Source organism: Microbulbifer sp. YPW16, assembly GCF_021290385.1.
Classification (GTDB): domain Bacteria; phylum Pseudomonadota; class Gammaproteobacteria; order Pseudomonadales; family Cellvibrionaceae; genus Microbulbifer; species Microbulbifer zhoushanensis.
Genome location: NZ_CP089928.1, coordinates 3,826,808 through 3,852,583 on the forward strand (window position 1 = coordinate 3,826,808; position 25,776 = coordinate 3,852,583).

The 25,776-nt window shown below is 61.3% G+C and carries 24 protein-coding genes; 16 read left to right on the forward strand and 8 right to left on the reverse strand.

Annotated features, from left to right (window positions below):
* The first annotated feature begins 124 nt into the window (after positions 1 to 124).
* Entirely contained in the window at positions 125 to 721 is a 597-nt protein-coding gene (locus LVE68_RS16585; protein WP_232941553.1) for a winged helix-turn-helix domain-containing protein, read from the forward strand.
* Positions 722 to 778: 57 nt separating this feature from the next.
* Here the strand turns inward: LVE68_RS16585 and dapD are convergent, their stop codons facing one another.
* The 6 genes from dapD to map all read right to left on the reverse strand — a co-directional run bounded on the left by dapD (position 779) and on the right by map (position 7,880).
* Positions 779 to 1,810 (reverse strand): 2,3,4,5-tetrahydropyridine-2,6-dicarboxylate N-succinyltransferase, encoded by a 1,032-nt coding sequence (gene dapD, locus LVE68_RS16590; protein WP_232941554.1) that lies wholly within the window; start codon positions 1,808 to 1,810, stop codon positions 779 to 781.
* Positions 1,811 to 1,824: 14 nt separating this feature from the next.
* On the reverse strand, positions 1,825 to 2,169 hold the full coding sequence (locus LVE68_RS16595) for an ArsC family reductase (RefSeq protein WP_232941555.1): 345 nt from the start codon (positions 2,167 to 2,169) through the stop codon (positions 1,825 to 1,827).
* 10 nt (positions 2,170 to 2,179) lie between these two features.
* The gene (gene nth, locus LVE68_RS16600) at positions 2,180 to 2,848 is read right to left on the reverse strand and encodes an endonuclease III (RefSeq protein ID WP_232941556.1); all 669 of its coding nucleotides are present in this window, start codon (positions 2,846 to 2,848) and stop codon (positions 2,180 to 2,182) included.
* A gap of 99 nt (positions 2,849 to 2,947) precedes the next feature.
* The gene (gene dapC / locus LVE68_RS16605; RefSeq protein ID WP_232941557.1) at positions 2,948 to 4,120 is read right to left on the reverse strand and encodes a succinyldiaminopimelate transaminase; all 1,173 of its coding nucleotides are present in this window, start codon (positions 4,118 to 4,120) and stop codon (positions 2,948 to 2,950) included.
* Between the two features lie 138 nt (positions 4,121 to 4,258).
* On the reverse strand, positions 4,259 to 6,982 hold the full coding sequence (locus LVE68_RS16610; protein WP_232941558.1) for a [protein-PII] uridylyltransferase: 2,724 nt from the start codon (positions 6,980 to 6,982) through the stop codon (positions 4,259 to 4,261).
* Positions 6,983 to 7,109: 127 nt separating this feature from the next.
* A complete protein-coding gene (gene map / locus LVE68_RS16615; RefSeq protein WP_232941559.1) occupies positions 7,110 to 7,880 on the reverse strand; it encodes a type I methionyl aminopeptidase in 771 nt (256 codons plus the stop codon).
* A 358-nt stretch (positions 7,881 to 8,238) separates the two neighbouring features.
* Here map and rpsB point away from each other — a divergent pair, with 358 nt between their 5' ends.
* From rpsB to rnhB, 15 genes are all read left to right on the forward strand, one after another.
* Positions 8,239 to 8,985 (forward strand): 30S ribosomal protein S2, encoded by a 747-nt coding sequence (gene rpsB / locus LVE68_RS16620; RefSeq protein WP_232941560.1) that lies wholly within the window; start codon positions 8,239 to 8,241, stop codon positions 8,983 to 8,985.
* Between the two features lie 119 nt (positions 8,986 to 9,104).
* Positions 9,105 to 9,968 carry a translation elongation factor Ts gene (tsf, locus tag LVE68_RS16625; RefSeq protein ID WP_232941561.1) on the forward strand — a complete coding sequence of 288 codons (864 nt, stop codon included), beginning with the start codon at positions 9,105 to 9,107 and terminating at the stop codon, positions 9,966 to 9,968.
* A gap of 154 nt (positions 9,969 to 10,122) precedes the next feature.
* On the forward strand, positions 10,123 to 10,860 hold the full coding sequence (pyrH, locus tag LVE68_RS16630; protein ID WP_232941562.1) for a UMP kinase: 738 nt from the start codon (positions 10,123 to 10,125) through the stop codon (positions 10,858 to 10,860).
* Positions 10,857 to 11,414 (forward strand): ribosome recycling factor, encoded by a 558-nt coding sequence (frr, locus tag LVE68_RS16635; protein WP_232941563.1) that lies wholly within the window; start codon positions 10,857 to 10,859, stop codon positions 11,412 to 11,414. The genes pyrH and frr overlap by 4 nt, the downstream gene beginning before the upstream one ends.
* Entirely contained in the window at positions 11,414 to 12,175 is a 762-nt protein-coding gene (gene uppS / locus LVE68_RS16640; protein WP_232941564.1) for a polyprenyl diphosphate synthase, read from the forward strand. Before frr ends, uppS begins: the two co-directional genes overlap by 1 nt.
* 48 nt (positions 12,176 to 12,223) lie before the next feature.
* Positions 12,224 to 13,069 (forward strand): phosphatidate cytidylyltransferase, encoded by an 846-nt coding sequence (locus LVE68_RS16645; protein ID WP_232941565.1) that lies wholly within the window; start codon positions 12,224 to 12,226, stop codon positions 13,067 to 13,069.
* A gap of 115 nt (positions 13,070 to 13,184) precedes the next feature.
* Entirely contained in the window at positions 13,185 to 14,372 is a 1,188-nt protein-coding gene (gene ispC, locus LVE68_RS16650; protein WP_232941566.1) for a 1-deoxy-D-xylulose-5-phosphate reductoisomerase, read from the forward strand.
* Positions 14,373 to 14,430: 58 nt separating this feature from the next.
* Complete coding sequence (gene rseP, locus LVE68_RS16655; RefSeq protein ID WP_232941567.1) at positions 14,431 to 15,786, forward strand: RIP metalloprotease RseP; 1,356 nt, start codon at positions 14,431 to 14,433, stop codon at positions 15,784 to 15,786.
* A gap of 186 nt (positions 15,787 to 15,972) precedes the next feature.
* Positions 15,973 to 18,543, forward strand: a complete 2,571-nt coding sequence (gene bamA, locus LVE68_RS16660; protein WP_232941568.1) for an outer membrane protein assembly factor BamA — start codon at positions 15,973 to 15,975, stop codon at positions 18,541 to 18,543.
* A 78-nt stretch (positions 18,544 to 18,621) separates the two neighbouring features.
* Positions 18,622 to 19,137, forward strand: coding sequence for an OmpH family outer membrane protein (locus tag LVE68_RS16665; RefSeq protein WP_232941569.1), 516 nt, complete (start codon positions 18,622 to 18,624; stop codon positions 19,135 to 19,137).
* 19 nt (positions 19,138 to 19,156) lie between these two features.
* Positions 19,157 to 20,227 (forward strand): UDP-3-O-(3-hydroxymyristoyl)glucosamine N-acyltransferase, encoded by a 1,071-nt coding sequence (gene lpxD / locus LVE68_RS16670; RefSeq protein WP_232941570.1) that lies wholly within the window; start codon positions 19,157 to 19,159, stop codon positions 20,225 to 20,227.
* Positions 20,228 to 20,344: 117 nt separating this feature from the next.
* Entirely contained in the window at positions 20,345 to 20,782 is a 438-nt protein-coding gene (gene fabZ / locus LVE68_RS16675) for a 3-hydroxyacyl-ACP dehydratase FabZ (RefSeq protein WP_232941571.1), read from the forward strand.
* Between the two features lie 100 nt (positions 20,783 to 20,882).
* Positions 20,883 to 21,662: an acyl-ACP--UDP-N-acetylglucosamine O-acyltransferase gene (gene lpxA, locus LVE68_RS16680; protein WP_232941572.1), complete on the forward strand. Its 780-nt coding sequence runs from the start codon at positions 20,883 to 20,885 to the stop codon at positions 21,660 to 21,662.
* Between the two features lie 51 nt (positions 21,663 to 21,713).
* Positions 21,714 to 22,904: a lipid-A-disaccharide synthase gene (gene lpxB / locus LVE68_RS16685; protein ID WP_232941573.1), complete on the forward strand. Its 1,191-nt coding sequence runs from the start codon at positions 21,714 to 21,716 to the stop codon at positions 22,902 to 22,904.
* Positions 22,905 to 22,941: 37 nt separating this feature from the next.
* Positions 22,942 to 23,538: a ribonuclease HII gene (rnhB, locus tag LVE68_RS16690; protein ID WP_233006736.1), complete on the forward strand. Its 597-nt coding sequence runs from the start codon at positions 22,942 to 22,944 to the stop codon at positions 23,536 to 23,538.
* A 32-nt stretch (positions 23,539 to 23,570) separates the two neighbouring features.
* On the opposite strand, the gene LVE68_RS16695 is transcribed toward rnhB, so the two are convergent.
* Together LVE68_RS16695 and LVE68_RS16700 are read right to left on the reverse strand one after the other, a co-directional pair.
* The gene (locus LVE68_RS16695) at positions 23,571 to 24,845 is read right to left on the reverse strand and encodes an HlyC/CorC family transporter (RefSeq protein WP_232941574.1); all 1,275 of its coding nucleotides are present in this window, start codon (positions 24,843 to 24,845) and stop codon (positions 23,571 to 23,573) included.
* Positions 24,846 to 24,934: 89 nt separating this feature from the next.
* Positions 24,935 to 25,735, reverse strand: a complete 801-nt coding sequence (locus LVE68_RS16700) for a cytochrome C assembly family protein (RefSeq protein WP_232941575.1) — start codon at positions 25,733 to 25,735, stop codon at positions 24,935 to 24,937.
* Between the last annotated feature and the right edge of the window lie 41 nt (positions 25,736 to 25,776).

Here is a 25,776-nt window from a genome sequence, read left to right on the forward strand (position 1 = left end):
TCTGTTTTATTCAGTTATGCTTGATTATTAAGCAGGCGGTGATTATTCATTCTTTACTGAATAATAGCAACAGTTTGAATGTGTGTTAGTATCCGCCGGACATGGGTAATGGGGAGAGAAATCTGTGAGTGAGAGTGGCGGCTATATCCTGAACGACCTGGAGCAGGTGCGATTATTGGCGCATCCCCTGCGCAGCCGCATCCTGATGGTCTTCTGTGGTGGCGAGTTCACCACCAAGCAAGTGGCAGAAAACCTGGGAGAGAGACCCACAAAACTCTACCACCATGTGGAGATGCTGGAGAGGGCCGGGCTGATCCGCAAGACCCGCAACCAGCAGAATCGCGGCACCGTCGAGCAGTACTACGAGGCTATCGCCAAATCCTTCCAGGTTGATCCGCAGTTATTCTCCGGGGAGGCCGCCGGTGGGGATGTACCGGGGGTATTGCTGGAAATGTTCGCGGGAACCGGTAGGGAGATGGCTGAGCTGTTTCCGAGCGTGGCGGCGGTCGATGCAGAAGATGAGGCGGTTCTCGGCCATCTGGCTGTTAACGCCGAACAGGAGCATATCGACGAGCTGCGCCGGCGGATTGATGCGGTTTTCGACTACATAAAGTGGCTGGGCGAACATGCCGAGGGGGAGGGGGAAGAGCCGAACCGCTGTTTCCGGCTGGCCCTTGCATTTTATCCCCTGGATAAATCAAGCAGTGAACAGGGGCAGTAGCTGTCCCTGAGGGCAGCCCGGGGAGCGACTGCCTGCAGCGCTCGCCGGGCACCGGTGTCAGTTGCTGTGCAGCGCCTCATTGAGCTCTACTGCGCTCTTGTTGGTCAGGCACTCCACCGCGCCGTTGGTGGAATTGCGGCGGAACAGCAGGTCTGTTTTGCCGGCAAGGTCACGGGCCTTGACGTGCTCAACCAGCTTGCCAGTGTCGTCCAGCAGGGCCACCTTGGTGCCGGCGGTGAGATAGAGTCCTGCCTCCACGGTACAGCGGTCGCCCAGGGGGATACCGATACCGGCATTGGCGCCCAGCAGGCAGTTCTTGCCCACAGAAATCACGATGTTGCCGCCACCAGACAGAGTGCCCATGGTGGAGCAGCCACCGCCGAGGTCAGAACCGGCACCGACGAAGACGCCTGCAGAGATGCGACCCTCGATCATGCCGGGGCCTTCGGTGCCGGCGTTAAAGTTGACGAAGCCCTCATGCATGATGGTGGTTCCCTCCCCCAGGTAGGCGCCCAGGCGCACACGGGCGGTGTGGGCAATGCGCACGCCGCCGGGGACCACGTAGTTGGTCATCTTCGGGAATTTGTCCACACAATCCACGTCCAGCAGCTCGCCCTTGAGGCGCGCTTCCAGCTGGCGCTGGGGCAGCTCTTCCAGGTCGATGGCGCCCTGGTTGGTCCAGGCGACATTGACGAGCTTGCCGAAAATACCATCGAGTTTTGTCTCATGGGGCTTCACCAGGCGGTGGGACAGCAGGTGCAGCTTGAGGTAGGCCTCGGGCACCGACTCCGGCGCGGTGTCGTCCTGCAGGAACACCGCCACCAGCGGCCGCTGGGTGCTGGCAAACTGGCGCAGCACTTCCGCCTGATCTCCGGCGCCGGCCGCTTCCATTCGTTCCGCCAGGGGCTCCAGCTGGGCCGGGTCCAGGGCAGCACTCTGGTTACCGCTGTCTATACCGAGGGTTTCCCTGACAGCCGTTGCCACTGCCGCGTCGGGTTTGAGCATGGGCCGGGGGTAAAAAACCTCGAGCCACTCGCCTTTGCGGTTACAGGTGCCGACGCCGAATCCGATGCTGTATGTATCGCTCATGGGTGAATGCTTCCTTAATTGACCAGTTCTTTGAATGCCGCTTCCCTGAAACCGAAGAGGACGCCCTGGCCGGATACGGTGACCGGCCGCTTGATCAGGGTGGGGGCTTCCCGCGCGGCAGTGAGGGCCGATGGGTTGTCCATGGTCTCCTTCTGCGTATCTTCGAGTGCGCGCCAGCTGGTGGAGCGGCGGTTCAGCACCTGCTCCCAGCCATAGTCTTCCAGCCACTGTTGCAGCGGCACGTTGTCCATACCGTCCTCGCGGAAATCGTGGAAACGGTATTCGACCCCGTTGGTTTCAAGCCATTTGCGGGCTTTTTTCACGGTGTCGCAGTTTTTGATGCCGTAGAGAGTAATCATTCGAATACCACTATGCCTTCTTGGTTTTCTTGGGGTTCTTGCGTGCCGGGTAGCAGGTGGTGCAGATTTCACACACGGTGCCGTCACAGCCCCGCGCGGAGCAATATTCCCGGCCGTAGAAAATGATCTGCAGGTGCAGGCGGTTCCACCGGTCCCGGGGGAACAGGCGCTTAAGGTCCTTCTCGGTCTGCGCCACATTCTTGCCGCTGGTAAGCCCCCAGCGCTGTGCCAGCCGGTGGATATGGGTATCCACCGGGAAAGCCGGGTGGCCGAACGCCTGGGCCATCACCACGCTGGCGGTTTTATGGCCCACGCCAGGCAGGGTTTCCAGTGCGGCCATGTTCTCGGGCACCTTGCCGTGGTACTCGTTAACCAGGATCTGGGACAGCTTGCTGATCGCCCTGGCCTTTTGTGGTGACAGGCCGCAGGGGCGGATTACCTGCTGGATTTTTTCCACTGGAACCCGGGCCATATCCGCAGCGTTGTCGGCCAGCTGCCACAGGGATGGTGTGACCTGGTTGACGCGCTCATCGGTACACTGGGCCGAGAGCAGCACCGCCACCAGTAAAGTGTACGGATCCCTGTGGTCGAGCGGGACCGGGGTTTCCGGGTAGAGCTCCTCGAGCTTGTCCAGGATAAAGTCGACCCGTTCCTGCTTGAGTAAGTTTTTTACTGCCATGAAGTTCTGTCTTCTGCCTGTAAACGGCGCCGGGCCGTCTACTGGTTTTTATGCACCGATGAGGGGCCGATGGCCCCGGCTGCCCGGAGCTGTCCGGGATCAGCCGCAGAATGCGCGAATACGCCGGGCGGCCTCTATGCACTCTTCCAGTGTCGCTACCAGGGCCATGCGTACATATTCCCGGCCCGGGTTGCTACCACCGGACTCGCGCGCCAGGAAGCTGCCCGGTAACACGGTGATGTTCTGCTGCCGGAACAGTTCCCGGGCAAATCCTTCGCCGTCGCCGACGCGGGGCCAGAGGTAGAAGCCTGCCTCGGGTGCTGAAACATCGAGGCAGCCGTCCAGGGTTTCAAGTACTGCGGCGAACTTTTCCCGATATAGCGCCCGGTTTTCCTTCACGTGGGTCTCATCGCGCCAGGCGGCGATGGAGGCGTGCTGGTGCGGCAGTGGCATGGCGCAGCCATGGTAGGTGCGGTAGAGCAGGAATTTTTCCAGTACCTGCGCGTCGCCGGCAACAAACCCCGAGCGCAGGCCCGGGAGGTTGGAGCGCTTCGAGAGGCTGTGAAAGACCACGCAGCGACTGAAGTCATTCCGGCCCATGGCGCGGCAGGCCTGCAGCAGCCCGGGAGGCGGGGCGTCCTCATCGAAATACAGTTCCGAGTAGCACTCGTCGGACGCAATGATGAAATCGTGGCGATCGGCGAGGTCAATCAACTGTCGCAGCGCATCCTCGTCCAGTAGCGCCCCGGTCGGGTTTCCCGGCGTACACAGGTAGAGCAGGTCGCAGTCCCGCCAAACCCCTGCCGGCACTGCGCCGAAGTCGGGACGAAAGCCGGTCTGCGCGGTGCAATTCAGGAAGAAGGGCGAAGCCCCTGCCAGCAGGGCCGCGCCCTCGTAGATCTGGTAGAAAGGGTTGGGCATCAGAACCCTGCTGCCCGGTGAAGCGACAGCCTGGGCAAAGGCGAACAGCGCCTCGCGGGTGCCATTGACCGGTAAAACCTGCGTATCGGGGCAGACATGCTCCAGCCCGAACCGCGCGCGGAGCCAGTCGCCGATGGCGCCACGCAGGTCGTCGAGCCCCTTGGTTGCCGGGTAGGCGGAGAGCTGGTCCAGGTGCGCCACCAGTGTCTCGCGGACAAAATCAGGTGCGGGGTGCTTGGGTTCACCGATCGACAGCGCAATGTGCGGCTGGTCGGCCGGGACCAGGCCGGCTTTCAGCTTCGCCAGCTTGGCAAAGGGGTAGGGTTGTAGCTTTTCCAGGTTAGGGTTCATCAGTCTTTCTTTTTTGTGGCGGCGCATTGCGGTGCGTCGCTTTCGTCTCCGGCAATCTATGCCAGCCTGGCGTCGTGGCGGTGCACGGCGTTGTTTTTCAATGTGGTCAAAGTGCCTGCAGGTTGGCAGTGTAACCGCTTACGGTGCCTGCTGGATTGTCTGGTGCGCATCCAGCTCCCGGCAGATGGCTTCCTCCAGTTGCCGGTTGGCCTCCTCGTCCTGCAATAGGTTCCCGGCCGCGTCGGTGATATGGAAGATATCCTCGACACGCTCACCCAGGGTGGAGATCCGGGCGTTATGCAGTTGCAGGTCGTGGTCGACAAAGATCCGTGCAATGCGTGCCAGCAGGCCCGGCCGGTCGGCACTGGTGATTTCCAGGGTGCTGTAGTGATCGCCAGGCTCGGTAGTCAGGTGGGCGCGGGTCTCCAGCTCGAACATCTTCAGGCGCCGTGGCGTACGGCGCTTGATCACTTTCGAGTAGTCCTCCACCAGCGCCAGCTCCTCCTGCAGTGTGGTGCGGATCTGCTCCAGTTTTGCCGGATCCTCCAGCAGTGGCTGGCCGGATTCGTCCAGCACGTAGAAGGTGTCCAGGGTGTAGCCTGCAGCCGAGCTGTACAGGCGGGCATCGTGGATATTCAGGTTGAGCATGTCGAGGCCGGTAACCACGGCCGCGAACACGTTGGCCCGGTCGGGGGTATAGACAAAGATTTCCGTGGCCCCATCGTGCTCGCCGGGGCCGGAGTTCCGTGTCAGAACCAGGGTGTCACTGGTCTCCCCTTTCTCGTTGGCGCAGATCAGCTGGTGGATCGCTGCCGTGTGCCAGGTGATGTTGTCCGCACTTTCCCGGACGAAATAGTCCTCGCCCATCTGGGACCAGATATTCTCCACCGAGGATTGCGGCAGACCCATGGCCTGCAGCTTTTCGCTGGCCTGTGCCCGGGTCTCTTCAATGATCTCCTCGCGGTCGATCGGGTTTTCCAGCCCGCGGCGCAGGGCGCGGCGGGTGGCCTGGTAGAGCTGGCGCATCAGGCTGGCGCGCCAGCTGTTCCAGAGCTCGGGATTGGTGGCGTTGATGTCGGCCACGGTGAGGGCGTAGAGGTAGTCGAGGTGCTCGCGATCGCCAACCTCGCGGGCAAAGCTGTGCACTATCTCCGGATCACTGATGTCCTGCTTTTGCGAGACGGCACTCATCAGCAGGTGTTTCTCTACCAGCCAGCACACCAGCCGGCGATCGCGGGCGGGCAGGTCGTGGCGACGGCAGAAGGCGTCAGCATCGCGGATTCCCAGGATGGAATGGTCGCCGCCGCGGCCCTTGGCGATATCGTGGTAGAGGCCGGCAATATACAGCAGCTCTGGCCGGCGCAACCGCGCCAGGATCTCGGCGGCGATGGGGTACTTCTCCCAGGCCTCGGGACCGCGGAAACTGCGCATATTACGCACTACCTGCAGGGTGTGGGCGTCCACGGTATAGATATGGAACAGGTCGTGCTGCATCTGGCCGGTGACGCGGCCGAACTCGGGCAGGTAGCGGCCGAGGATGCCGTAGCGGGTCATCCGCGTCAGCTGGGTGGACAGGCCGCGCGGTGAACGCAGCAACTGCATAAACAGTTCCGCATTGTGGGGGTCGGCTCGGAAGTGGTCGTCGATCAGGTGGCGGTGCTCGCGGATCAGGCGGATGGTGGAGGCGCGTACTCCCTCGATCCGTGGGTTTTCCGCTGTAAGCACAAAGATCTCCAGCAATGCGGACGGGTCCTCGGTGAATACCCGGGTCTGGGTCACCTCGATGGTGTTGTCGCGCAGCTGGAAGCGCTCGTTGATGGGGGTGACGCTCTCGCTCTGGCCGCGTTGCAGGATGGCCTCGTCGAGGAACTGCAGCAGTACGTCGTTGAGTTCCCGCAGGGCCATTACGATGCGATAGTAGCTGTGCATGAACTGCTCAACCGCGAGGTGGGTGTCGGTGTCGACGTAGCCGAACTGCCTGGCCAGCTCGCGCTGGTAGTCAAACAGCAGTCGCTCCTCGGCCCGCCCGGCCAGCAAATGCAGGCCGTAGCGCACGCGCCAGAGGAAGTCCTCACCCGACTGCAGGATGCCGAATTCCTCTTCAGTGAAGAATCCCTTGCCCTGCAGCTGCTTGAGTGTACGCACACGGAAATAGCGCTTGGCTACCCAGCCAATGGTCTGGATGTCCCGCAGCCCACCGGGGGCATTCTTGATGTTGGGTTCCAGGTTGTATTCGGAGCCCTGCTGGCGATGGTGGCGCTCGTTCTGCTCTGCGACCTTGGCAGCGAAAAACTCATCGGCTGCCCACAGCCTGTCGGGAGTCATGCGCCCGGCCAGTTGCGCGCGCAGCTGGTCGTCGCCAACCACCGTGCGACATTCCATCAGGTTGGTGGCCACGGTGATATCGCGGCCGGCCATCTCCAGGCATTGCTCGAGGGTGCGTACGGAGTGCCCGATGTCCAGCCCCAGGTCCCAGAGGAAAGCCACCAGGCGTTCGATATTGTCCACCACATGGCCGTCGGGCTGGCCGTCGGTGAGGATCAGCAGGTCGATATCGGAGTGGGGGTGGAGCTCGCCGCGGCCATAGCCGCCCACGGCCAGCAGGCTGATGCCCGCGGGCCACTGGTACTGGTGCCAGGCGTAGTGGAGCAGGCAGTCGACGAACAGTGCCCGCTCGTGCACCAGGGTGCGTACATCCTCGCCCTCGCGGAAGCGCTGTTCCATCTGCGTATCGGCGGCGCCGGCAGCATCCTTGAAAATTTCCAGGGCCGGCTTGTCACCGGCGGCCAGGGCGCGCCGGAAGCGGGCCTGGTCGAAGAAGAACAGGGGGCGGGTGAAGTAGGGGGTGTTCGCCAGCTGCATCGGACAGTTCCTTGGGATCATCGTCGGCGGCAAGTGGCCGGGCAGTGCCCGGCCGGAAATCGTGGCCCCGTGATACTCGCAGGTTTACCGGGAGCGGGGCGGAGGGGGACCGCCGGGCCAAAATTGGTCAGAAATTCTCTTCCCCGCGGGCGGTCAGTACCTCAACCCCGTCGTTGGTCACCGCCATGGTGTGTTCCCACTGGGCGGACAGGCGCCGGTCGACGGTCACCGCAGTCCAGCCGTCGCGCAGTACCTTGGTGCCGGGCTTGCCCGCATTGATCATCGGCTCAATGGTGAAGGTCATGCCTTCCTCGAGCACCAGGCCTGTGCCCGGTTTGCCATAGTGCAGTATCTGCGGGTCCTCGTGGAAAACGTCACCAATACCGTGCCCGCAGAAGTCGCGCACCACGGAGTAGTAATTTTTCTCCGCGTGTTGCTGGATCACGTGGCCGATATCGCCCAACGTGGTGCCCGGCCGGACGATATCGATGGCACGGTAGAGGCACTCCTGGGTGATGCGCACCAACCGCTCGGCATGGGGGGCGGGCTTGCCCACAAAGTACATCTTGCTGGTGTCGCCGTACCAGCCATCCTTGATCACAGTGACATCGATATTAATGATGTCGCCTTTCTTCAGCACCTTGTTGTCTGACGGGATGCCATGGCAGACCACTTCATTGATTGAGGTGCAGATGGATTTGGGGAACCCCCGGTAGCCCAGGCAGGCGGGGATGGCGTCCTGGACATTGACTATATGGTCGTGGCAGCGTCGGTCCAGCTCCTCGGTGGTGACGCCAGGAACCACATATTCGCCGATCATTTCCAGCACTTCTGCGGCCAGGCGGCCTGCGGTGCGCATCTTGGCGATCTGTTCCGGGGTCTTGGTGGCTGCGGTCATACTCTCACTTCCGGGCTGGTTGCTGCGGGTTCGTCAATTCCCGGGTGATCCGGGAGGCGCGCTATTGTAGCGGATTCGGCTGCCCCGGGCACAACCGGGGCCGGCCGGGATGCCAGCTGTCGGCTTTTTGGCTTCCCGGGCCCGGTTGAATATGGTATAAAGCGCGCCGCTCTGGGCCGCCGTGCCCGGGCTTTCACCATTTAAGACTAACGTCTCACATACACCGGCACATGCGCCTGGGTGTTCCCGAGTGGCCTCGCAAGGGGTGCAAGGGGATTGGTGCATGGGGTGTGTGGAGGATATAACCCGGGAAGTGTCCGCCGCAGGATGGCCGCTTCCGTAGATATTGAGGTTTACTATGCCGCAAGTCAGCATGCGCGATATGCTGCAGGCTGGTGTCCATTTTGGCCACCAGACCCGCTACTGGAACCCGAAGATGGGTCAATACATCTTTGGCGCCCGCAACAAGATTCACATCGTCAACCTGGAGCACACTGTGCCGGCCTTCAATGAGGCCCTGCAGGTGATCAAGGGTATGGCGGCCCAGAAAAAGCAGGTACTGTTCGTTGGCACCAAGCGCGCCGCGCAGAAGTCCATCCGCGAGCAGGCTGAGCGCTGTGGCATGCCCTACGTCAGCAACCGCTGGCTGGGTGGCATGCTCACCAACTACAAGACCATCCGCGCCTCCATCAAGCGCTACCGCGACCTCGAAGCCCAGTCCAAAGACGGTACTTTCGACAAGCTGACCAAGAAAGAAGCCCTGATGCGCAGCCGCACTATGGATAAGCTCGAGCGTTCCATCGGTGGTATCAAGGACATGGGTGGCCTGCCGGACGCACTGTTCGTGATCGACGTAGAGCACGAGCGCATTGCCATCCAGGAAGCCAACAAGCTGGGCATCCCGGTTATCGCCGTGGTTGATACCAACAGCGACCCGGAGGGTGTTGACTACGTGATCCCCGGTAACGACGACGCCATCCGTGCGATCAAGCTCTACACCACTGCGGTGGCCGACGCTGTAGTGGCGGGCGTTGCCGAAGCTGGTGGCAGCGCTGCTCAGAATGAGTACGTCGAAGCGAGTGACGACGAGGCCGCTGCGGAGTAATCCGCAGGGCACAGCGGTGTAACACTGAACCGTTACGCTGCCAATCGGAAAGGGGCCCCTCGACTGGCCCCTTTTTTTCAAATCCTATTCATTAGCGAACGAACCCCGAGGATTGAATCATGGCGATTACCGCGTCTATGGTAAAAGAACTGCGCGAGCGCACCGGCCTGCCGATGATGGAGTGCAAGAAAGCACTGAACGAAGCCGATGGCGATATCGAGAAGGCGATCGAAGACCTGCGTAAAGCCTCTGGCCTGAAAGCCGCCAAGAAAGCCGGCCGCACTGCTGCTGACGGTGTTGTGGCTGCAAAGGTAGCCGACGATGGAAGCTACGGCGTGCTGGTTGAAGTCAATTCCGAGACCGACTTCGTTGCCCGCGATGACAACTTCAACGGCTTTGTACAGAAGGTTGTGGAGAAGGCTTTCGCCGAGCGCCAGGAAGATGTCGCTGCCCTGATGGAAGGCGAGCTGGAATCTGCACGCGAAGCACTGGTACAGAAGATCGGTGAGAACATCGGTGTGCGTCGTGTCCAGGTTGTGGAAGCGCCGGTCGTGGGCGCCTACGTGCACTCCAACAACCGCATCGCTACCATCGTGGCCCTGAGCGGTGGCGAAGTTGAGCTGGCTCGCGAAGTGGCCATGCACGTGGCGGCGGTCAACCCGCAGGTCAACAAGCCGGAAGATATGCCGGCCGAGGTCCTGGAAAAGGAAAAGGACATCATCAAGGCCCAGCCCGATATGGAAGGCAAGCCGGCTGAAATCGTCGAGAAGATGATGGGTGGCCGTATCAAGAAGTTCCTGAAGGAAAACAGCCTGGTAGAGCAGCCGTTCGTCAAGAACCCCGACGTAACCGTCGGCAAGCTGGTCAAGGATGCCGGTGCTGATGTTGTTTCCTTTGTCCGCTTCGAAGTGGGCGAGGGCATCGAGAAAGAAGAGGTGGACTTCGCTGCTGAAGTGGCCGCCCAGGTCAAATCTTCTTCCTGATCGATACAATACGGTCGCCCCATGGGGCGACCGGCTGCGGAGGGGTGCCTGCGGTGGGCTCATGGAGCTGCATCGCGGCACCCCTCTGTGTAAATGACCGAAATTGTTGTAATGTTCGGCGGCAATACCTGCCAGCGCTAGTGAGGACCAGAGGATGCCCGGTGTAAAAGACCGCAAGTACAAGCGAATCCTGTTAAAGCTCAGCGGTGAGGAGCTGATGGGGGACCAGGGGTTCGGGATCAGCCCCAAGGTGCTGGACAAGATGGCCCTGGAAATCGGCCAGCTGGTGGGGATCGGGGTCCAGGTGGGCCTGGTGATCGGCGGTGGCAACCTGTTCCGTGGCGCCGCGCTGCACGCCGCCGGGCTCGACCGGGTGACCGGGGATCATATGGGGATGCTGGCCACGGTGATGAATGCCCTGGCCATGCGCGATGCCCTGGAGCGTTCCAATATCTCCTCCCGGGTAATGTCCTCGATCCAGATGAGTGGTATCGTCGACCACTATGACCGCAGGGCCGCTGTTCGTCACCTTGAGCGTGGCGAGGTGTTGATTTTTGCTGCCGGCACCGGCAACCCTTTCTTTACCACCGACTCGGCGGCGTGCCTGCGTGGTATAGAGATTGAGGCCGAGCTGGTGCTCAAGGCCACCAAGGTCGACGGCGTTTACTCAGCCGACCCGGTGCTGGACCCGTCGGCGACCCGCTATGAGCAGCTGACTTTTGACGAGGTCCTCGACAAGAAACTCGGCGTGATGGATTTAACCGCAATCTGCCTGTGCCGCGACAACAACATGCCCGTGCGGGTGTTCCGTATGGACAAGACCGGCGCACTGCTCAATATCGTGGTGGGCGGTGAAGAGGGCACGCTAATCGAAGAGGAAGAGAGACAGTGATTGAAGATATCAAGAAAGATGCCAAGGTGCGCATGAGCAAGGCGCTCGACGCCCTGGGCAGCAATTTCAATAAAATCCGTACCGGCCGTGCGCACCCGAGCATCCTGGACGGTATCCATGTCTCCTATTACGGTGCCGATGCCCCCCTGTCGCAGGTGGCCAACGTCAACGTAGAGGACGCCCGTACCCTGAGCGTCACTCCCTGGGAAAAGAACCTGGTGCCGGAGATCGAGAAAGCGATCATGAAGTCCGACCTGGGCCTGAACCCGAGCACTGCGGGTACCGTAATCCGTATCCCCATGCCGATGCTGACCGAGGAAACACGCAAGAACTTCATCAAGCAGGCCAAGAGCGAGGCGGAGACCGCACGTGTTTCCATCCGCAATATCCGCCGCGATGCGCTGGCGGACGTGAAGGCACTGGTCAAGGACAAGGAAATTTCCGAGGACGATGAGCGCCGCGCCAGTGACGACATCCAGAAGATTACGGACAAATTCGTGAGCGATGTGGATGCGGCCCTCGCGGCCAAAGAAAAGGACCTGATGGAAATCTGATGGCTTCCGGTGGTTCCCCCGAAGTGGTGTCCCGCGAGGGGCCCCGCCATATCGCCATCATCATGGATGGCAATGGCCGCTGGGCCGCCCGGCGCGGCCTGCCGCCCTCCGCCGGCCACAAGGCCGGCGTCGAGCGCATTCGCGACCTGGTCTCGGCCTGCAAGGACCGGGGGGTTGAGGCGCTCACCCTGTTTGCCTTTTCCAGTGAGAACTGGCAGCGCCCGCCCAAAGAGGTGGAGTTGCTGATGAGCCTCTTTTACTCCTACCTGCGCAAAGAAGCCCGGCGGATGGCCGATGAGGGTGTGCGGCTGCGGGTGATCGGCCGTCGCGACCGCCTCTCTCCACGCCTCCAGCGCGCCATCGCCGAAGCCGAGGACATTACCCGCGACGGGACCCAGGGCAACCTGGTGATCGCGGCGGATTACGGCGGCCAGTGGGATATCGCCAACGCTGCACGGCAGCTCGCGGAGCAGGTGGCGGCCGGGGAGCGTACTCCGGATTCCATTAATGAACAGACACTGGCAGAGTATGTCCAGCTGGCTGACCTGCCGCCGGTGGACCTGCTGATTCGCTCCAGTGGCGAGCAGCGTATCAGCAACTTTATCCTGTGGCAGGCCGCGTATAGCGAGTTTTACTTCACAGAGACGCTGTGGCCGGAGTTTGGCGAGGCTGAACTGGACGCGGCGATTGCAGCTTACTCCCGGCGCCACCGGCGCTTCGGTGGGCGCGACGATGATGACGGGCTGAAAGCGCAGGCCTGACATCGGCTATAACCAGGCTACAAAAACAAGGCAATAAAGGGTTTTACGGTGCTAAAACAAAGAATAATTACCGCGCTGGTGTTGGTCGCCCTGTTTCTCGGCGCCCTGTTCCTGCTGCCCATCCAGTGGTTCACCCTGGCCACGGTTGCGGTCATCCTGCTGGGTGGCTGGGAGTGGGCCAACCTCTCGAATCTCAATCGCGCCCTGCGCTTCGTATTCCTGGCGGCCCTGGGCCTGGCCCTGATCGGTACGGCCGAGTACGTCTTTGCGATGGATTTCGCCAGTCCCGACACCGCTCGGGCGCGCCATATCCTGGCGGTGGCCTGCGGCTGGTGGGCGCTGGCGTTCCTGTGGGTGCAGAGCTATCCCGCCAGCGCCATGCTCTGGGGTAACCGCTGGGCGCGCGGCCTGATCGGCCTCGTGGTGCTGGTGCCGGCCTGGCTGTCGATGGTAATCCTGCGCGGCCAGGAACACGGTGCCTGGCTGGTCCTGTTTGTGGTCGCAGTGGTGGTGTCTGCCGACGTTGGTGCCTACTTCGTGGGGCGGCGTTTTGGCAAGCACAAGCTGGCCCGGGAAGTGAGCCCGGGTAAGTCCTGGGAGGGCTTTTTCGGCGGCCTGGCGGCGTGCCTGGTACTGGCGGTTGGCGTTTCCATCCTGCTCGACCTGCCCCTCAAGAACAGTGTGCTGTTCTCTTTCGGTATCCTGGTAACGGCGGTTGCCTCAGTGATTGGCGACCTGGTGGAGAGCATGTTCAAGCGCCACCGGGGGATCAAGGACAGCAGCCATATACTGCCGGGGCACGGCGGTATCCTGGATCGTCTCGACAGCCTCTCGGCGGCGTTGCCGGTATTTACCATGGCGGCGCTGGCGAGCGAATTACCCAAGTACCTGTAGCCGCCAGCATGTTGTCCCTGAAGTGTTTTTCTTCAAGGCAGCAGTGTGTGAACAACAGCAGTATCCCGGATAAAAGGCCCTGGACTGCGGGGCCTCAGAGGTAAACTGAAAGTCTATGTATTCCCCGCAGCAGCAAGCCGTCACCGTCCTGGGCTCCACCGGCTCCATCGGTGTCAGCACCCTCGATGTCCTCGAGCGACACCCGCAGCGCTACAGCATCTTTGCGCTCACCGCCCGCGAGCGGGTGGAGGAGCTGGCCCAGCAGTGCCGCCGCTTTGCGCCCCGCTTCGCGGTGGTGGCCGACGAAGAGAAGGCGGGGCGGTTGCAGTCCATGCTCGCAGCGAGCGATTTGCAGACCGAAGTGCTGTGGGGGGTTGAGGGCCTCTGCCAGGTGGCGGCTGACTCCCGTGTGGATACGGTCATGGCCGCCATTGTCGGTGCGGCGGGGCTGCGTCCCACGCTGGCGGCCGTTGAGGCCGGCAAGCGGGTGCTGCTGGCCAACAAGGAGTCACTGGTCATGGCCGGCCCGGTTTTCACCCGGGCCCTGGCCGCCAGCGGCGCGGAGATGCTGCCCATCGACAGCGAGCACAACGCCATCTTCCAGTGCCTGCCCCAGCCGTGCGGTAGCCTGGAGGGAGCCGGGGTGGAGAAGATCCTGCTGACCGGGTCGGGCGGTCCCTTCCGGCGCCACCAACTGGACGACCTGCACCACGTGACCCCGGATGAGGCCTGCGCTCATCCCAACTGGTCGATGGGGCGTAAGATTTCGGTGGATTCGGCCACCATGATGAACAAGGGCCTGGAGTTTATCGAGGCCTGCCTGCTGTTCAATGCCCGCCCGGAACAGATTGAGGTGGTGGTGCATCCTCAGAGTATCATTCACTCCATGGTGCAGTATCGCGACGGGTCGCTGCTGGCCCAGATGGGTAACCCCGATATGCGTACCCCGATCGCGCACGCGCTGGCATTCCCGGAGCGGATTGACAGCGGCGTGGCGGCGCTGGACCTGATCGCCCAGGGGCGGCTGGATTTCGAGGCGCCGGACCTGCGGCGTTTCCCCTGTCTGCGGCTGGCGCGGGAAGCAATGGCCGCAGGCGGCAGTGCCCCGACGGTGCTCAATGCCGCCAATGAGGTGGCTGTAGATGCCTTCCTTGGTGGAAAACTGCCGTTCACCGGGATTCCGGCGGTGATCGAGCAGGTTATGGATTCTGTGCCAGCGGTTGAACTGACCGGCCTGGATGCAGTCGAAAATGCGGATCGCCAGGCTCGCGCCCTGGCTCTCAAAGTGCTGGAGTCCGCCTGAGGCGGGCCGGTGCGTTGCGGGAGTCACCGGTGGGACTGGCATTAACTGACGGGTAGTTATGGATCTGATTCAGACGGTCCTCTGGGCGCTGGTGGCGCTCGGGGTGCTGGTATCTTTTCACGAGTTCGGGCATTTCCTGGTCGCGCGATTGTGCGGCGTCAGGGTGCTGCGCTTTTCCGTGGGCTTCGGTCGGCGGCTGATCTCGCGCTACGACCGCCATGGCACCGAATTCACTATTTCCGCTATTCCGCTCGGTGGCTACGTGAAGATGCTGGACGAGCGCGAGGGGGCAGTGCCACCCGGGCAGCTGGACCAGGCATTTAACCGCAAGAGCGTCTGGGCCCGCATTGCCATCGCCGCTGCCGGCCCCCTGGCGAACTTCCTGTTGGCGATCGTGCTGTTCTGGGCGGTGTTTATGGGCGGCACCGCCGGGCCGGTCCCGGTAGTGGGGGCAGTGGAGCCCGGCAGTATCGCCGCCCGTGCAGGCCTGGAAGAGGGCCAGGAGATCCTGGCCGTGGACGACCAGCCGACCCCAACCTGGCAGGCGCTCAACTGGCGCCTGGCTAACCGGCTGGGGGATTCCGGTACCATAGAGTTCACCATTCGCTACCCGGATTCTGAACTGGAGTACCACTCAGTGGCGGATATCGACCGCTGGCTGGCCGGACAGGAAGTGCCGGACCCGGTGGCCGAGGCCGGTCTCGAGCTGTGGAGACCCCCGATCACGATGACCCTGGCCCAGGTAACTGCCGACAGCCCGGCCCGTGAGGCGGGAATGCAGGCCGGTGACCGCATCCTGACAACCGACAGTCGTATTTTCGAGACCTGGGAGGCGTGGACAGAGTACGTGCGCGCACGGGCGGGTGAGCCCCTGCAGGTGGAGGTGGAGCGAGACGGCGAGCGTGTCTCGCTGACAGTGACGCCGGCCCCGGTAACACTCGACAGTGGCGAGGAGATCGGCCGGATCGGGGTCCTGCCGGTGGTTGAATCCTGGCCGGAAGACCGGGTTCGCACCTACCACTACGGTATTGCGGGCGCGCTGGCCAAGGGGCTGCAGGAGACCTGGGACAAGACAGTATTTACCCTGAATAGCCTGAAGAAACTGGTGTTCGGGCAGCTATCGACCAAGAACTTGAGCGGCCCTATCACCATTGCTAAAGTGGCCGGCACTTCGGCGGACGCCGGCTGGCAGTCTTTTCTGTCGCTGCTGGCGCTGCTCAGTATCAGTCTCGGGGTCCTAAACCTGCTGCCGATTCCGGTGCTGGACGGTGGCCACCTGCTCTATTACGGCATTGAGGCGGTCAAGGGCTCACCGGTGTCCGAGCGCGTGCAGGTGATTGGCCTGCAGGTGGGTATGGCGCTGGTACTGGGGATTATGGGGCTGGCGCTGTACAACGACATCCTGCGCCTGTAGCGCAGCTGGTTTATTGGTCCCGCCCGGGCTACCGGGAGGGACAGCCCCCCAGGGGGCGCGGAGGGGCCTGCCGGCAAGGCGGCTCCCCGAGAGATCCCCCTGCCATAGGCGGTGCGGGACCAGGCCGGGCAGGGTTGCATTCTCCCGGCCCAGTGGAATTGCGAATAAATACTTTGGAACTGGTTAATGAATGATTTCCTGAAAGCGGCCTCATTGGGGTTGGCACTGCCGATTACCGCTGTTGCCCAGTCGTTTGTGGTCAACGATATTCGCGTGGAGGGCCTGCAGCGGGTATCGGCTGGCACGGTCTTCGCCGCCCTGCCGGTGCGCGTGGGGGATACCATTGAGAGCCTCGAGATCCAGAGCGCGACCCGCGCACTGTTCCGCACCGGTTACTTTCAGGATATCCAGATCGGCCGGGAGAGCGGCGTCCTGGTAATCACGGTTCGCGAGCGGCCCGCCATCTCCAAGATCGAGCTCACCGGTAACAAGGCGATCAAATCCGAGGACCTGCTCAAGGGCATGGAGGAGAACGGTCTCGCCGAGGGCCAGATCTTCAAGCGTGCCACCCTCGAGGGCCTGGCGCAGGAACTGGAGCGACAGTACGTAGCTCAGGGACGTTATGGCGCCAGTGTCACCACCGAGGTCAAGGAGTTGCCCCGCAACCAGGTGGAACTGAAGGTTGTGGTTGATGAGGGCTCGGTCGCTGCGATCAAGCACATCAATATTGTCGGCAATGAAGCTTTCTCTGATGATGAGCTGGCGGATATCTTTGAGTTGCAGACCACCGGCTGGTTGTCCTGGCTCAGCAGTGACGACAAGTATTCCCGTGAGAAGCTGACCGGCGATCTGGAGCGGCTGGAGTCCTTTTACCTGGACCGCGGCTACCTGGAATTCAAGATTGATTCCACCCAGGTATCCCTGAGCCCTGACAAGCAGAGCGTTTTCATCACCGTGAATGTCTCCGAGGGAGACGTGTATAAGGTGAGCGAAGTGGACCTGGCCGGTGACCCGGTGGTGCCCGAGGAGGAGATCCGTCGCCTGCTGCTGGTTCGCGAGGGCCAGACCTTCTCCCAGGTCCTGATGACGACCACTTCCGATTACATTACCAAGCGCCTGGGCAACGAGGGTTATACCTTTGCTGAGGTCAATGGCATGCCCGAGCCCAACGAGGAAGACAAGACGGTAAAAGTCACCTTCTTCATCGACCCGGGCAAGCGCGCTTATGTGCGCCGGATCAATTTCCGCGGCAACACCCGCACCTCCGATGAGGTACTGCGCCGCGAAATGCGCCAGATGGAGTCCGCTTCTGCGTCCTCTGCCCGTATCGAGCAGTCAAAGGTCCGCCTGGAGCGCCTGGGCTACTTCAAGGAAGTGCAGGTGGAAACCACGGAAGTACCCGGTACCTCCGACCAGATCGACGTAGAGTACACGGTAGAGGAGCAGCCTTCCGGCACTATCGGCGGCACAGTGGGTTACGCGCAGGACAGCGGTATCGTGCTGGGTGCCAACGTGCAGGAGAATAACTGGCTGGGTACCGGTAAATCCGTCGGCGTCGCCATCAATACCTCCCGTTACCAGACGGTAGCGAATTTCTCCTACACCGATCCCTATTTCACTCCCGACGGTGTGAGCCGTGGTTTCAATGTGTTCTACCAGGAGCGGGACTACTCGGAAATCAACCTGGCGAGCTATAACACCACCACTTACGGTGCCGGCCTGAATTTTGGTTATCCGATTTCGGAAATCTCCCGGGTGGGCCTGAATTTCGGTTTCAGCCACCTGGAGCTTGGCACCGCCAGTAATTCGGTCAAGGAAATCCGTGAGACCCCCCGCGCGATTGAGGGCGTGGATGGGCAGGTGCTGGATACGGACATCGTGACAATCGATGAAGAGCTGGCTGCCGCTGTGGAGGCGGGCGAGGCTCTTGACCTCAGCCAGCCATTGGATCCGTCGCTGCTGAATACCGACCTGGACGGCTTTGTGGACGTGAACGGTGACGAGTTTGATACATTCTCGGTAACCGGCTCCTATGCCCGCTCCACCCTGAACCGCGGCATCCTGGCGACCCGCGGTACGTCGCAGCGTGCATCCCTGGAAATCGCTGTGCCGGGCGGGGACCTCGAGTACTACAAGTTTATCTACACCGGCCAGTATTTCCGCCCGCTGACCAAGAACCTGACCCTGCGCCTGCGTACCCGCCTCGGTTACGCTGACAGCTTTGGTGATACCTCCGAGCTGCCGTTCTTCGAGAACTTCTACGGTGGTGGCTTCGGCTCGGTACGCGGCTTTGAGCGCAATTCACTCGGCCCGCGCTCTACCCCGCCCACGCCCTATAACACCACCACCTGTGCGGTAACCGCAGAGGGCTTCGCGGCCGAGAGATGTTACGTACTGAACGAGGAGACCGGGGCTCTTGAGGTCGTCTCGAACCCCCGTGAGCCGGATCCGTTCGGTGGCAATATCCTCGTAGAGGGTAGCGCTGAGGTGATTTTCCCGTTGCCGTTCATCAAGGACCAGCGCTCCATGCAGTCCGCGTTCTTTATCGATGCGGGTAATGTCTTTGATACCAGCTGTGGCGAATCTCAGCTGAACTGCTACGATGTCGACGTTGAGCGGCTGAATGTTTCAGCCGGTATCGGCCTCACCTGGATCTCCGGTTTTGGCCCACTGACATTCAGTGTGGCGAAGGCGCTGGAGAAGAACGACGAGGACGAGGTCGAAGTATTCCAGTTCTCCCTGGGTAACAGTTTCTGATTCCCGGGGCAGGGCTTGAACGAGGCGGTCGAAGAGAGCCGCCGTGTAGTATAAATAAGCAAAAATGGAGAAACCGACGTGCTTAAATCTGTAAAAATTATCGCAGTCCTGTTTGTGGGAATTATTTTTTCCGGGGCTGCCGCGGCACAGAGCAAGGTAGCAGTCTTCAACCTGCAGGCCGCCATCATGAGCACCGAGGCGGCCAAGTCCAAGGTTAACGCGCTCAAGACCAGCTCCGAGTACTCGCAGCTGCAGAGCACTGCGGAATCCATTCGTGCCGAAGTGCAGAAACTGGCCGAAGATGCGCAGAAGAATGCGGTTACCTGGTCCGAAGAGCAGAAGGCCGAGCACCAGCGCAAGATGAACTTCAAGCGTTCCGACTTTGAGACTGCGGTCAAGAAGCTGCGTGCAATGGAAGGGCAGGTCGGCCAGGAGATCCAGAAGACCATGGCACCCAAGGCCAAGAGTGCCCTGGAAGCCATTATCAAAGAGCAGAGCCTGGACCTGGTGCTGGACGCAAATTCCGCCTATTTCGCTGGCCCCAATGTCGACCTGACTGCCGCGGTAGTCAAGCGCATGAACGCGGACAAGTAATCCGGCAAGAATTGCGCGCATGACAGATAAACTGACCCTCGCCCAGCTGGCCTCCCGGCTGGGCGCTGAGTTGCGCCTGGCGCCCGGGGCGAGCCCCGATGAGGTGCCGGGTGGGCTGAGCACGCTGCAGGATGCAGCGCCTTCCGATGTAAGTTTCCTTGCCAGTGCAAACTATCGCCGCTTCCTGCGCGATACACGCGCCTGTGCTGTGATACTCACTGCCGAGCTCGCGGACGAATGCCCGGTGTCTGCCCTGGTGGTGGAGGCGCCCTACCATGCCTTCGCCCGGGCGACAGCACTGTACGATACCGCTCCCGCGCCGGCCGCGGGTATTCACCCAGCGGCGACGGTGCACGAGGGAGCCGACATCGATCCATCCGCGAGTATCGGTCCCGGTGCCGTTATCGGCGCTTCCACCCGTATCGGTCGCGATGTCGTTATCGGTGCCAACACCACGGTGGGAGAGGGCTGCATTATTGGCGACGGCACCTGCCTGCACGCCGGTGTCTTCGTCTACCACGGTTGTGCTATCGGGGATCGATGCATCATTCACAGTGGTGCAGTGGTTGGTGCAGACGGCTTCGGCTTTGCCCCTCATGAGAAGCGCTGGACGAAGATCCACCAGCTGGGTGGTGTCGAGATTGGCGATGATGTCGAAATTGGTGCCTGTACCTGTATTGACCGCGGCGCACTGGGCAATACCGTGGTTGGGCAGGGGGTCAAGATCGACAACCAGGTGCAAATCGCGCACAATGTGCAAATTGGTGACTACTCAGCCATTGCCGCCTGTTCGGCGGTCGCCGGCAGCGCTGTGATCGGCAAACACTGTACGATCGCGGGTGGTGCCGGGGTGGTGGGGCATGTCACGGTGGCAGATGGCACACATGTCACTGCGATGACGCTGGTCACCAAGTCCATCGAATCGGCCGGTTCCTATTCAAGCGGCACGCCTTTTTCTGACAGTCGCAGCTGGCGTCGAAATGCAGTGCGTTATGCACAGCTGGACCAGATGTCACGTCGCCTGCGGGAGCTCGAGAAGCAGGTGGCGGTTCTTTCCGCGCGCCGCCCCGAGGCTGGCGACGGAGAGTAAGGCAGCGGGAGTAACCGGGCTTTGCAGGTCCAGGCGTCCGGTGCGATTCGGGCAATAGAATTGTTTTGTTGTTCGGGGCGTAATCACGCCCCGAAGTAGTTTTTGGGGACATTTACCATGATGGACGTGCGCGAGATTCGTCAATACCTGCCTCACCGTTATCCCTTCCTGTTGGTTGACCGCGTGGTGGAGCTGGAAGAGGGAAAATACATCAAGGGCTATAAGAACATCTCCGTCAATGAAGAGGTGTTCAACGGTCATTTTCCGGAAGCGCCCATCTTCCCGGGTGTTATGATCGTCGAGGCAATGGCGCAGGTATCCGGTATCCTGGGGTTCAAGACCCTGGGGCAAAAGCCCGAGGACGGCTTTCTCTACCTGTTTGCCGGTATCGATAATGTGCGTTTCAAGCGACAGGTGGTTCCCGGTGACCAGCTGCAGCTGGAATCCGAGGTGGTGTCGGAACGCCGCGGCATCTGGAAATTTGCCTGTAAATCCAGTGTGGATGGTGAGCTGGCCGCCTCCGCCAATGTATTGTGTGCGGTAAAACAAATCTGACCGATTTATACTTGGTGGTCGAAACCCCAGTTTGGTTTCTTGCAATGCCACCCCGGACAGCAGGGGTGGCGGTCGAGTTTTTCCGGGAGTAAGGCGCAGCATGCAGACGAATATCCACCCCACTGCAATTGTCGATGATTCCGCGGTCATCGGTGCCGGGGTGTCGATCGGCCCGTACACCGTGGTGGGCCCAGGTGTTGAGATCGGCGATGGCTGCGACATCGCTTCGCATGTGGTCCTGAGTGGCCCCACCAGGATGGGAAAGAACAACCGTATCTACCAGTTTTCCTCCGTAGGCCAGGATACCCCGGACAAGAAGTACCAGGGCGAGGATACGACACTGGTGATCGGTGATGATAATGTGATCCGCGAGGGTGTCACCATCCATCGTGGCACAGTCCAGGATCGTGGCGAGACCACGATCGGCAACGACAACCTGATCATGGCCTATGCCCATGTGGGTCATGATAGTGTCATTGGTAATCACACCATCCTCGTCAACAATGTGGCGCTGGCAGGGCACGTTGAAATCCGTGACTGGGCCATTCTCAGCGGCTTCAGCCTTGTGCACCAGCATTGCACGATCGGTGAGCATGCCTTTACCGGGATGGGGGCGGCAATCGGCAAGGATGTGCCCGCCTATGTAATGGTGGCTGGCAATCCCGCCGAGGCCAAGACCATCAATGCCGAGGGGCTGCGGCGAAGGGGCTTCTCGCGTGACGAGATCGCCCTGATCAACAAGGCCTACAAAATCGTTTACCGCCGCGGCCTCACCCTGCAGGAAGCCCTGGAGGCGCTGGCTGAATTGCGGGAACAGTCCGCTGTGGTACAACCCTGGATCGATTCCCTGCAGAATTCCTCTCGAGGTATTACCCGCTGATGCGGGTTGCGGACTGTAGCGCGCCAATATTCTCCCTAGAAAGTTAAGCCCGTGACCAAGCCAGAACATCCATTGCGCGTCGGTATACTCGCCGGGGAGGCATCCGGGGATATCCTCGGTGCTGGCCTGGTGGCAGAGCTGCAGTCGCGATTCCCCGATATCCAGGTGGAGGGTATCGCCGGCCCACGTATGCAGGCCCAGGGGGTCAGGTCGCTGTTTCCCATGGAGCGGCTGTCGGTCATGGGGCTGGTTGAACCCCTCAAGCGGCTGCCTGAGCTGTTGCGGATTCGTCGCAGCCTCCGCGACCACTTCCTGGACAACCCGCCCGATGTATTTATCGGCATAGATTCTCCCGATTTTAATCTCTCCCTGGAGCAGTCGCTGCACGAGGGCGGTATCCCCACCGTGCACTACGTCAGCCCTTCGGTCTGGGCCTGGCGGCGCGGGCGTATCAAGAAGATCGCCAGGGCCGTGGACCATATGCTGACCCTGTTGCCGTTCGAGGCGGATTTCTATCGCGAGCACCAGGTGCCGGTAACCTTTGTGGGGCACCCGCTGGCTGACGAAATCCCGCTCCAGCCGGATACTGAGGCCGCGCGCGTCGAACTTGGCTATGGCCCGGGGGACCGGGTAATCGCGTTGCTGCCAGGCAGTCGTGGTGGCGAAGTGAAATTACTGGGGCCGCTGTTCCTGCAGGTGGCGCACTGGTGTCGCCAGCGCCGGCCGGAACTGAAATTTGTGCTTCCGGCTGCCAATGAGGCGCGGCATGGCGAACTCTCCGCGATGCTGGAGAAATACCCTGATCTCGACGTGCAGCTGCTGCAGGGCCAGTCCCACACGGCACTGGCCGCGGCGGATAATGTCCTGATTGCCTCGGGCACCGCCACCCTGGAGACCATGCTGCTGAAAAAGCCGATGGTTGTGGCGTACAAGATGGCCGGGCTTTCGTATGCAATTTTTTCCCGCATGCTAAAAACTCCCTGGGTTGCCCTGCCCAACCTGCTGGCACAGCGGGAGCTGGTTCCGGAAATACTGCAGGACCAGGCTACCCCGGAGAACCTTGGGGCGGCGCTGTTACAGTATTTTGATGATCCACTTCTGTACGACCAGCTGCAGCGCGAGTTCTCCGAATTGCACCAGATGTTGCGCCGCAATGCGTCATCCCGCGCGGCTGACGCCGTCTGTGACCTACTGGCGCAGGCAAAGAATAATCGGGATAACAAACAGAAATTGGAAGGTTGATCGAGTGGCAGCGGTAAAATCAAAACCCGGGGCTGAACTGGCACCATATCACTGTGCTTATCAGGGGGAGTTGCTGGCGGGCGTTGATGAAGTCGGTCGCGGTCCCCTGGCCGGTGATGTTGTGGCCGCAGCTGTGATTCTGGATCCGGCGGCGCCTATTCCCGGGCTTGCAGATTCCAAGAAGCTGACCGAAAAACGCCGCGAGCAGTTGTTCGATGAGATCCGCGAGCGTGCCCTCAGTTTTGCTGTCGCCAGGGCGTCAGTGGCCGAGATCGATGAACTCAATATCCTGCATGCCAGCCTTCTGGCGATGAAACGGGCGGTAGAGCAGCTGTCGTTGCAGCCGGAGTATGTGCTGGTGGACGGCAATCGCAAACCGGACTGGGATTACCCTTGCGATACCGTGGTCAAGGGGGATGCCAGGGTGCAGGCGATTGCCGCGGCATCGATCCTGGCCAAGGTTACCCGAGATCGGGAGATGGTCGAGTTGGATCAGCGGTACCCGGGTTACGGACTGGCGGGACACAAGGGCTACCCCACCCGCGCTCACCTGATGGCTCTTGAAGAGCATGGGCCGACGCCGATTCATCGCCAGAGTTTCGCGCCGGTCAAACAGCTTTTGATTGAGTTTTAAACCTTCCTTCAGGGGCCAGCCTGGCCTGGCGGCTAGCCGCGGGCAACCTTCCTGACCCGGGCGCGGGTAATCATTTTCTCGGATACCTCCTCGATCTCCACCAGGTAATCGAGGATATAGAAGCTGATATTGCCGTCGGGGATATTCTCCAGGTGCTCCATCGCCAGACCGTTGAATGTCTTCGGTCCGTCGGTGGGTAGCTCCCAGTGCAGGGTGCGGTTGATATCGCGGATCGAGGTGCCTCCCTCGATGGAGTACCAGCCGTCCCCCTGGGCGATGATTTCCTCATCCTCGCTGGGTACCGGGCTGGCAGTGAAGTCCCCCACGATCTCCTCCAGCAGGTCCTCCAGGGTGACGATGCCCATCACCTCGCCGTACTCGTCCACCACCAGGCCCATGCGGCGCTTTCTCTTCTGGAAGTTCATCAGCAGGGTAGGAAGTGGTGTTGCCTCGGGAACAAAGTAGGGCTCGTCGGTAAACGACTTCAATTGCTCGGAATTGAAGGCTGCCGGACCTTCCCGCAGTATCTGCGCGGCCCGGCGCAGGTGCAGGATGCCCACCACCCGGTTGATATCGCCGGTGTATACCGGCAGGCGGGTAAAGCTGCTCTCCGCCAGCTGTTGCAGGATCTCGTCACCGGAGTCCTCCAGGTCGATGCCCACCACCTCGTTGCGGGGGATCATGATGTCCTCCACGGTGGCCTGGTCCAGGTCCAGTACATTGAGCAGCATACCCTTGTGCTTGGTGGGCAGCAGGGCGCCGGATTCGAATACCACTGTGCGCAGCTCTTCCGGGGCCAGGTGCTCGGCTTCTGCCTGTTCCCCGGCCTCTACGCCGACCAGTCGCGCCAGGCCGTTCGAGACGCTGCCCACCAGCCAAACCGCCGGCGCCAGTAGCCACAGCAGCGGGCGCAGGACCAGTGAGGCGGGGAAGGCGACCTTCTCGGGATGCAGGGCGGCGATGGTCTTGGGTGTGACCTCGGCAAAGATCAGGATCACGATGGTGAGCACGGCGGTGGCATAGAAGACGCCGGCATCGCCGTATAGCTTGGTAAAGACTACCCCCGCGAGCACAGAGGCGAGGATGTTCACCAGGTTGTTGCCGATCAGGATAACGCCAATCAGCTTGTCGGGCCGGGTCAGGAGCTCCATCGCCCGCTTGGCCCCGCGGTGGCCGCTCTTGGCCTGGTGGCGCAGGCGGTAGCGGTTCAGCGCCATCATGCTGGTTTCGGAGCTGGAGAAAAACGCGGAAATGACAATCAGCACAGCCAGCAGGCTAAACAGCAGGCCGGGGGGTATCTCGTTCAAGGGAGAGCTCTTGTTATTTGCGAACCGGGATATTGAAACAGAATTTCCCGCGCCGCAAGCACAGCCCGCGGCGTGGGGCACAATTTACCTCAGCTGCGCTGGAGAATGACCTCCAGCACCAGCTTGCTGCCGAAGTAAGCCAGCAGCAGGATGGCGAATGCCGTCAGGGTCCAGCGCACGGCGGTGTTGCCGCGCCAGCCCAGCCGCCAGTGCCCCCACAGCAGGATGCTGTAGAGCACCCAGGCCACCAGCGACAGCGTGGTCTTGTGCATCAGCCCGTGCTCGAACAGGTTATCCAGGAACACGAAGCCGGTGACCAGCGAGGCTGTCAACAGCAGCTGGCCAAAGGCTACCAGTCCGAACAGCAGGGATTCCATGGTCTGCAGCGGTGGCAGGAACCGGCTGACACCGCCGGGACGGTGATTGTGCAGCTGCTGGTTGAGAAAGTGCAGGTAAATCGCCTGCAGGGTGGCCAGGGCAAGCAGGGAGTAGGCGGAAACGGACAGTAGTGCGTGCAGGGCGATTCCGGGAGACAGCTGCTGGCGCGGTGCTACATTGCCCCAGGAGTGCACGGCACTGAGTTCTGCCAGCGCGCCCAGCGGGGCCATGATCAGGATCAGCAGGGTCAGTGGGTGGCGGCAGGCCAGTACCAGGATCAGCAGGTTCACGATCCAGGCGACCAGGGACAACATGGCCAACAGGTCAAAGCGGTAGCCACCGGCGGTGACCAGGTTAAAGGACAGTGACAGGGCGTGCGCTATAAGGGCGCCGGCGAGCAGCACCAGCAGCAGCGGGTTGCGGCTGCGGTGTTGCCGGAAAACCGTCTGTGCGGCCACGACAGTCGTGGCCAGGTAAAGCAGGATTGCCGTCCAGTGGGCGATTGCCGCCATCGATAAATCCGTCTGTCATTATGATAGGGCGGCAGTGTGGC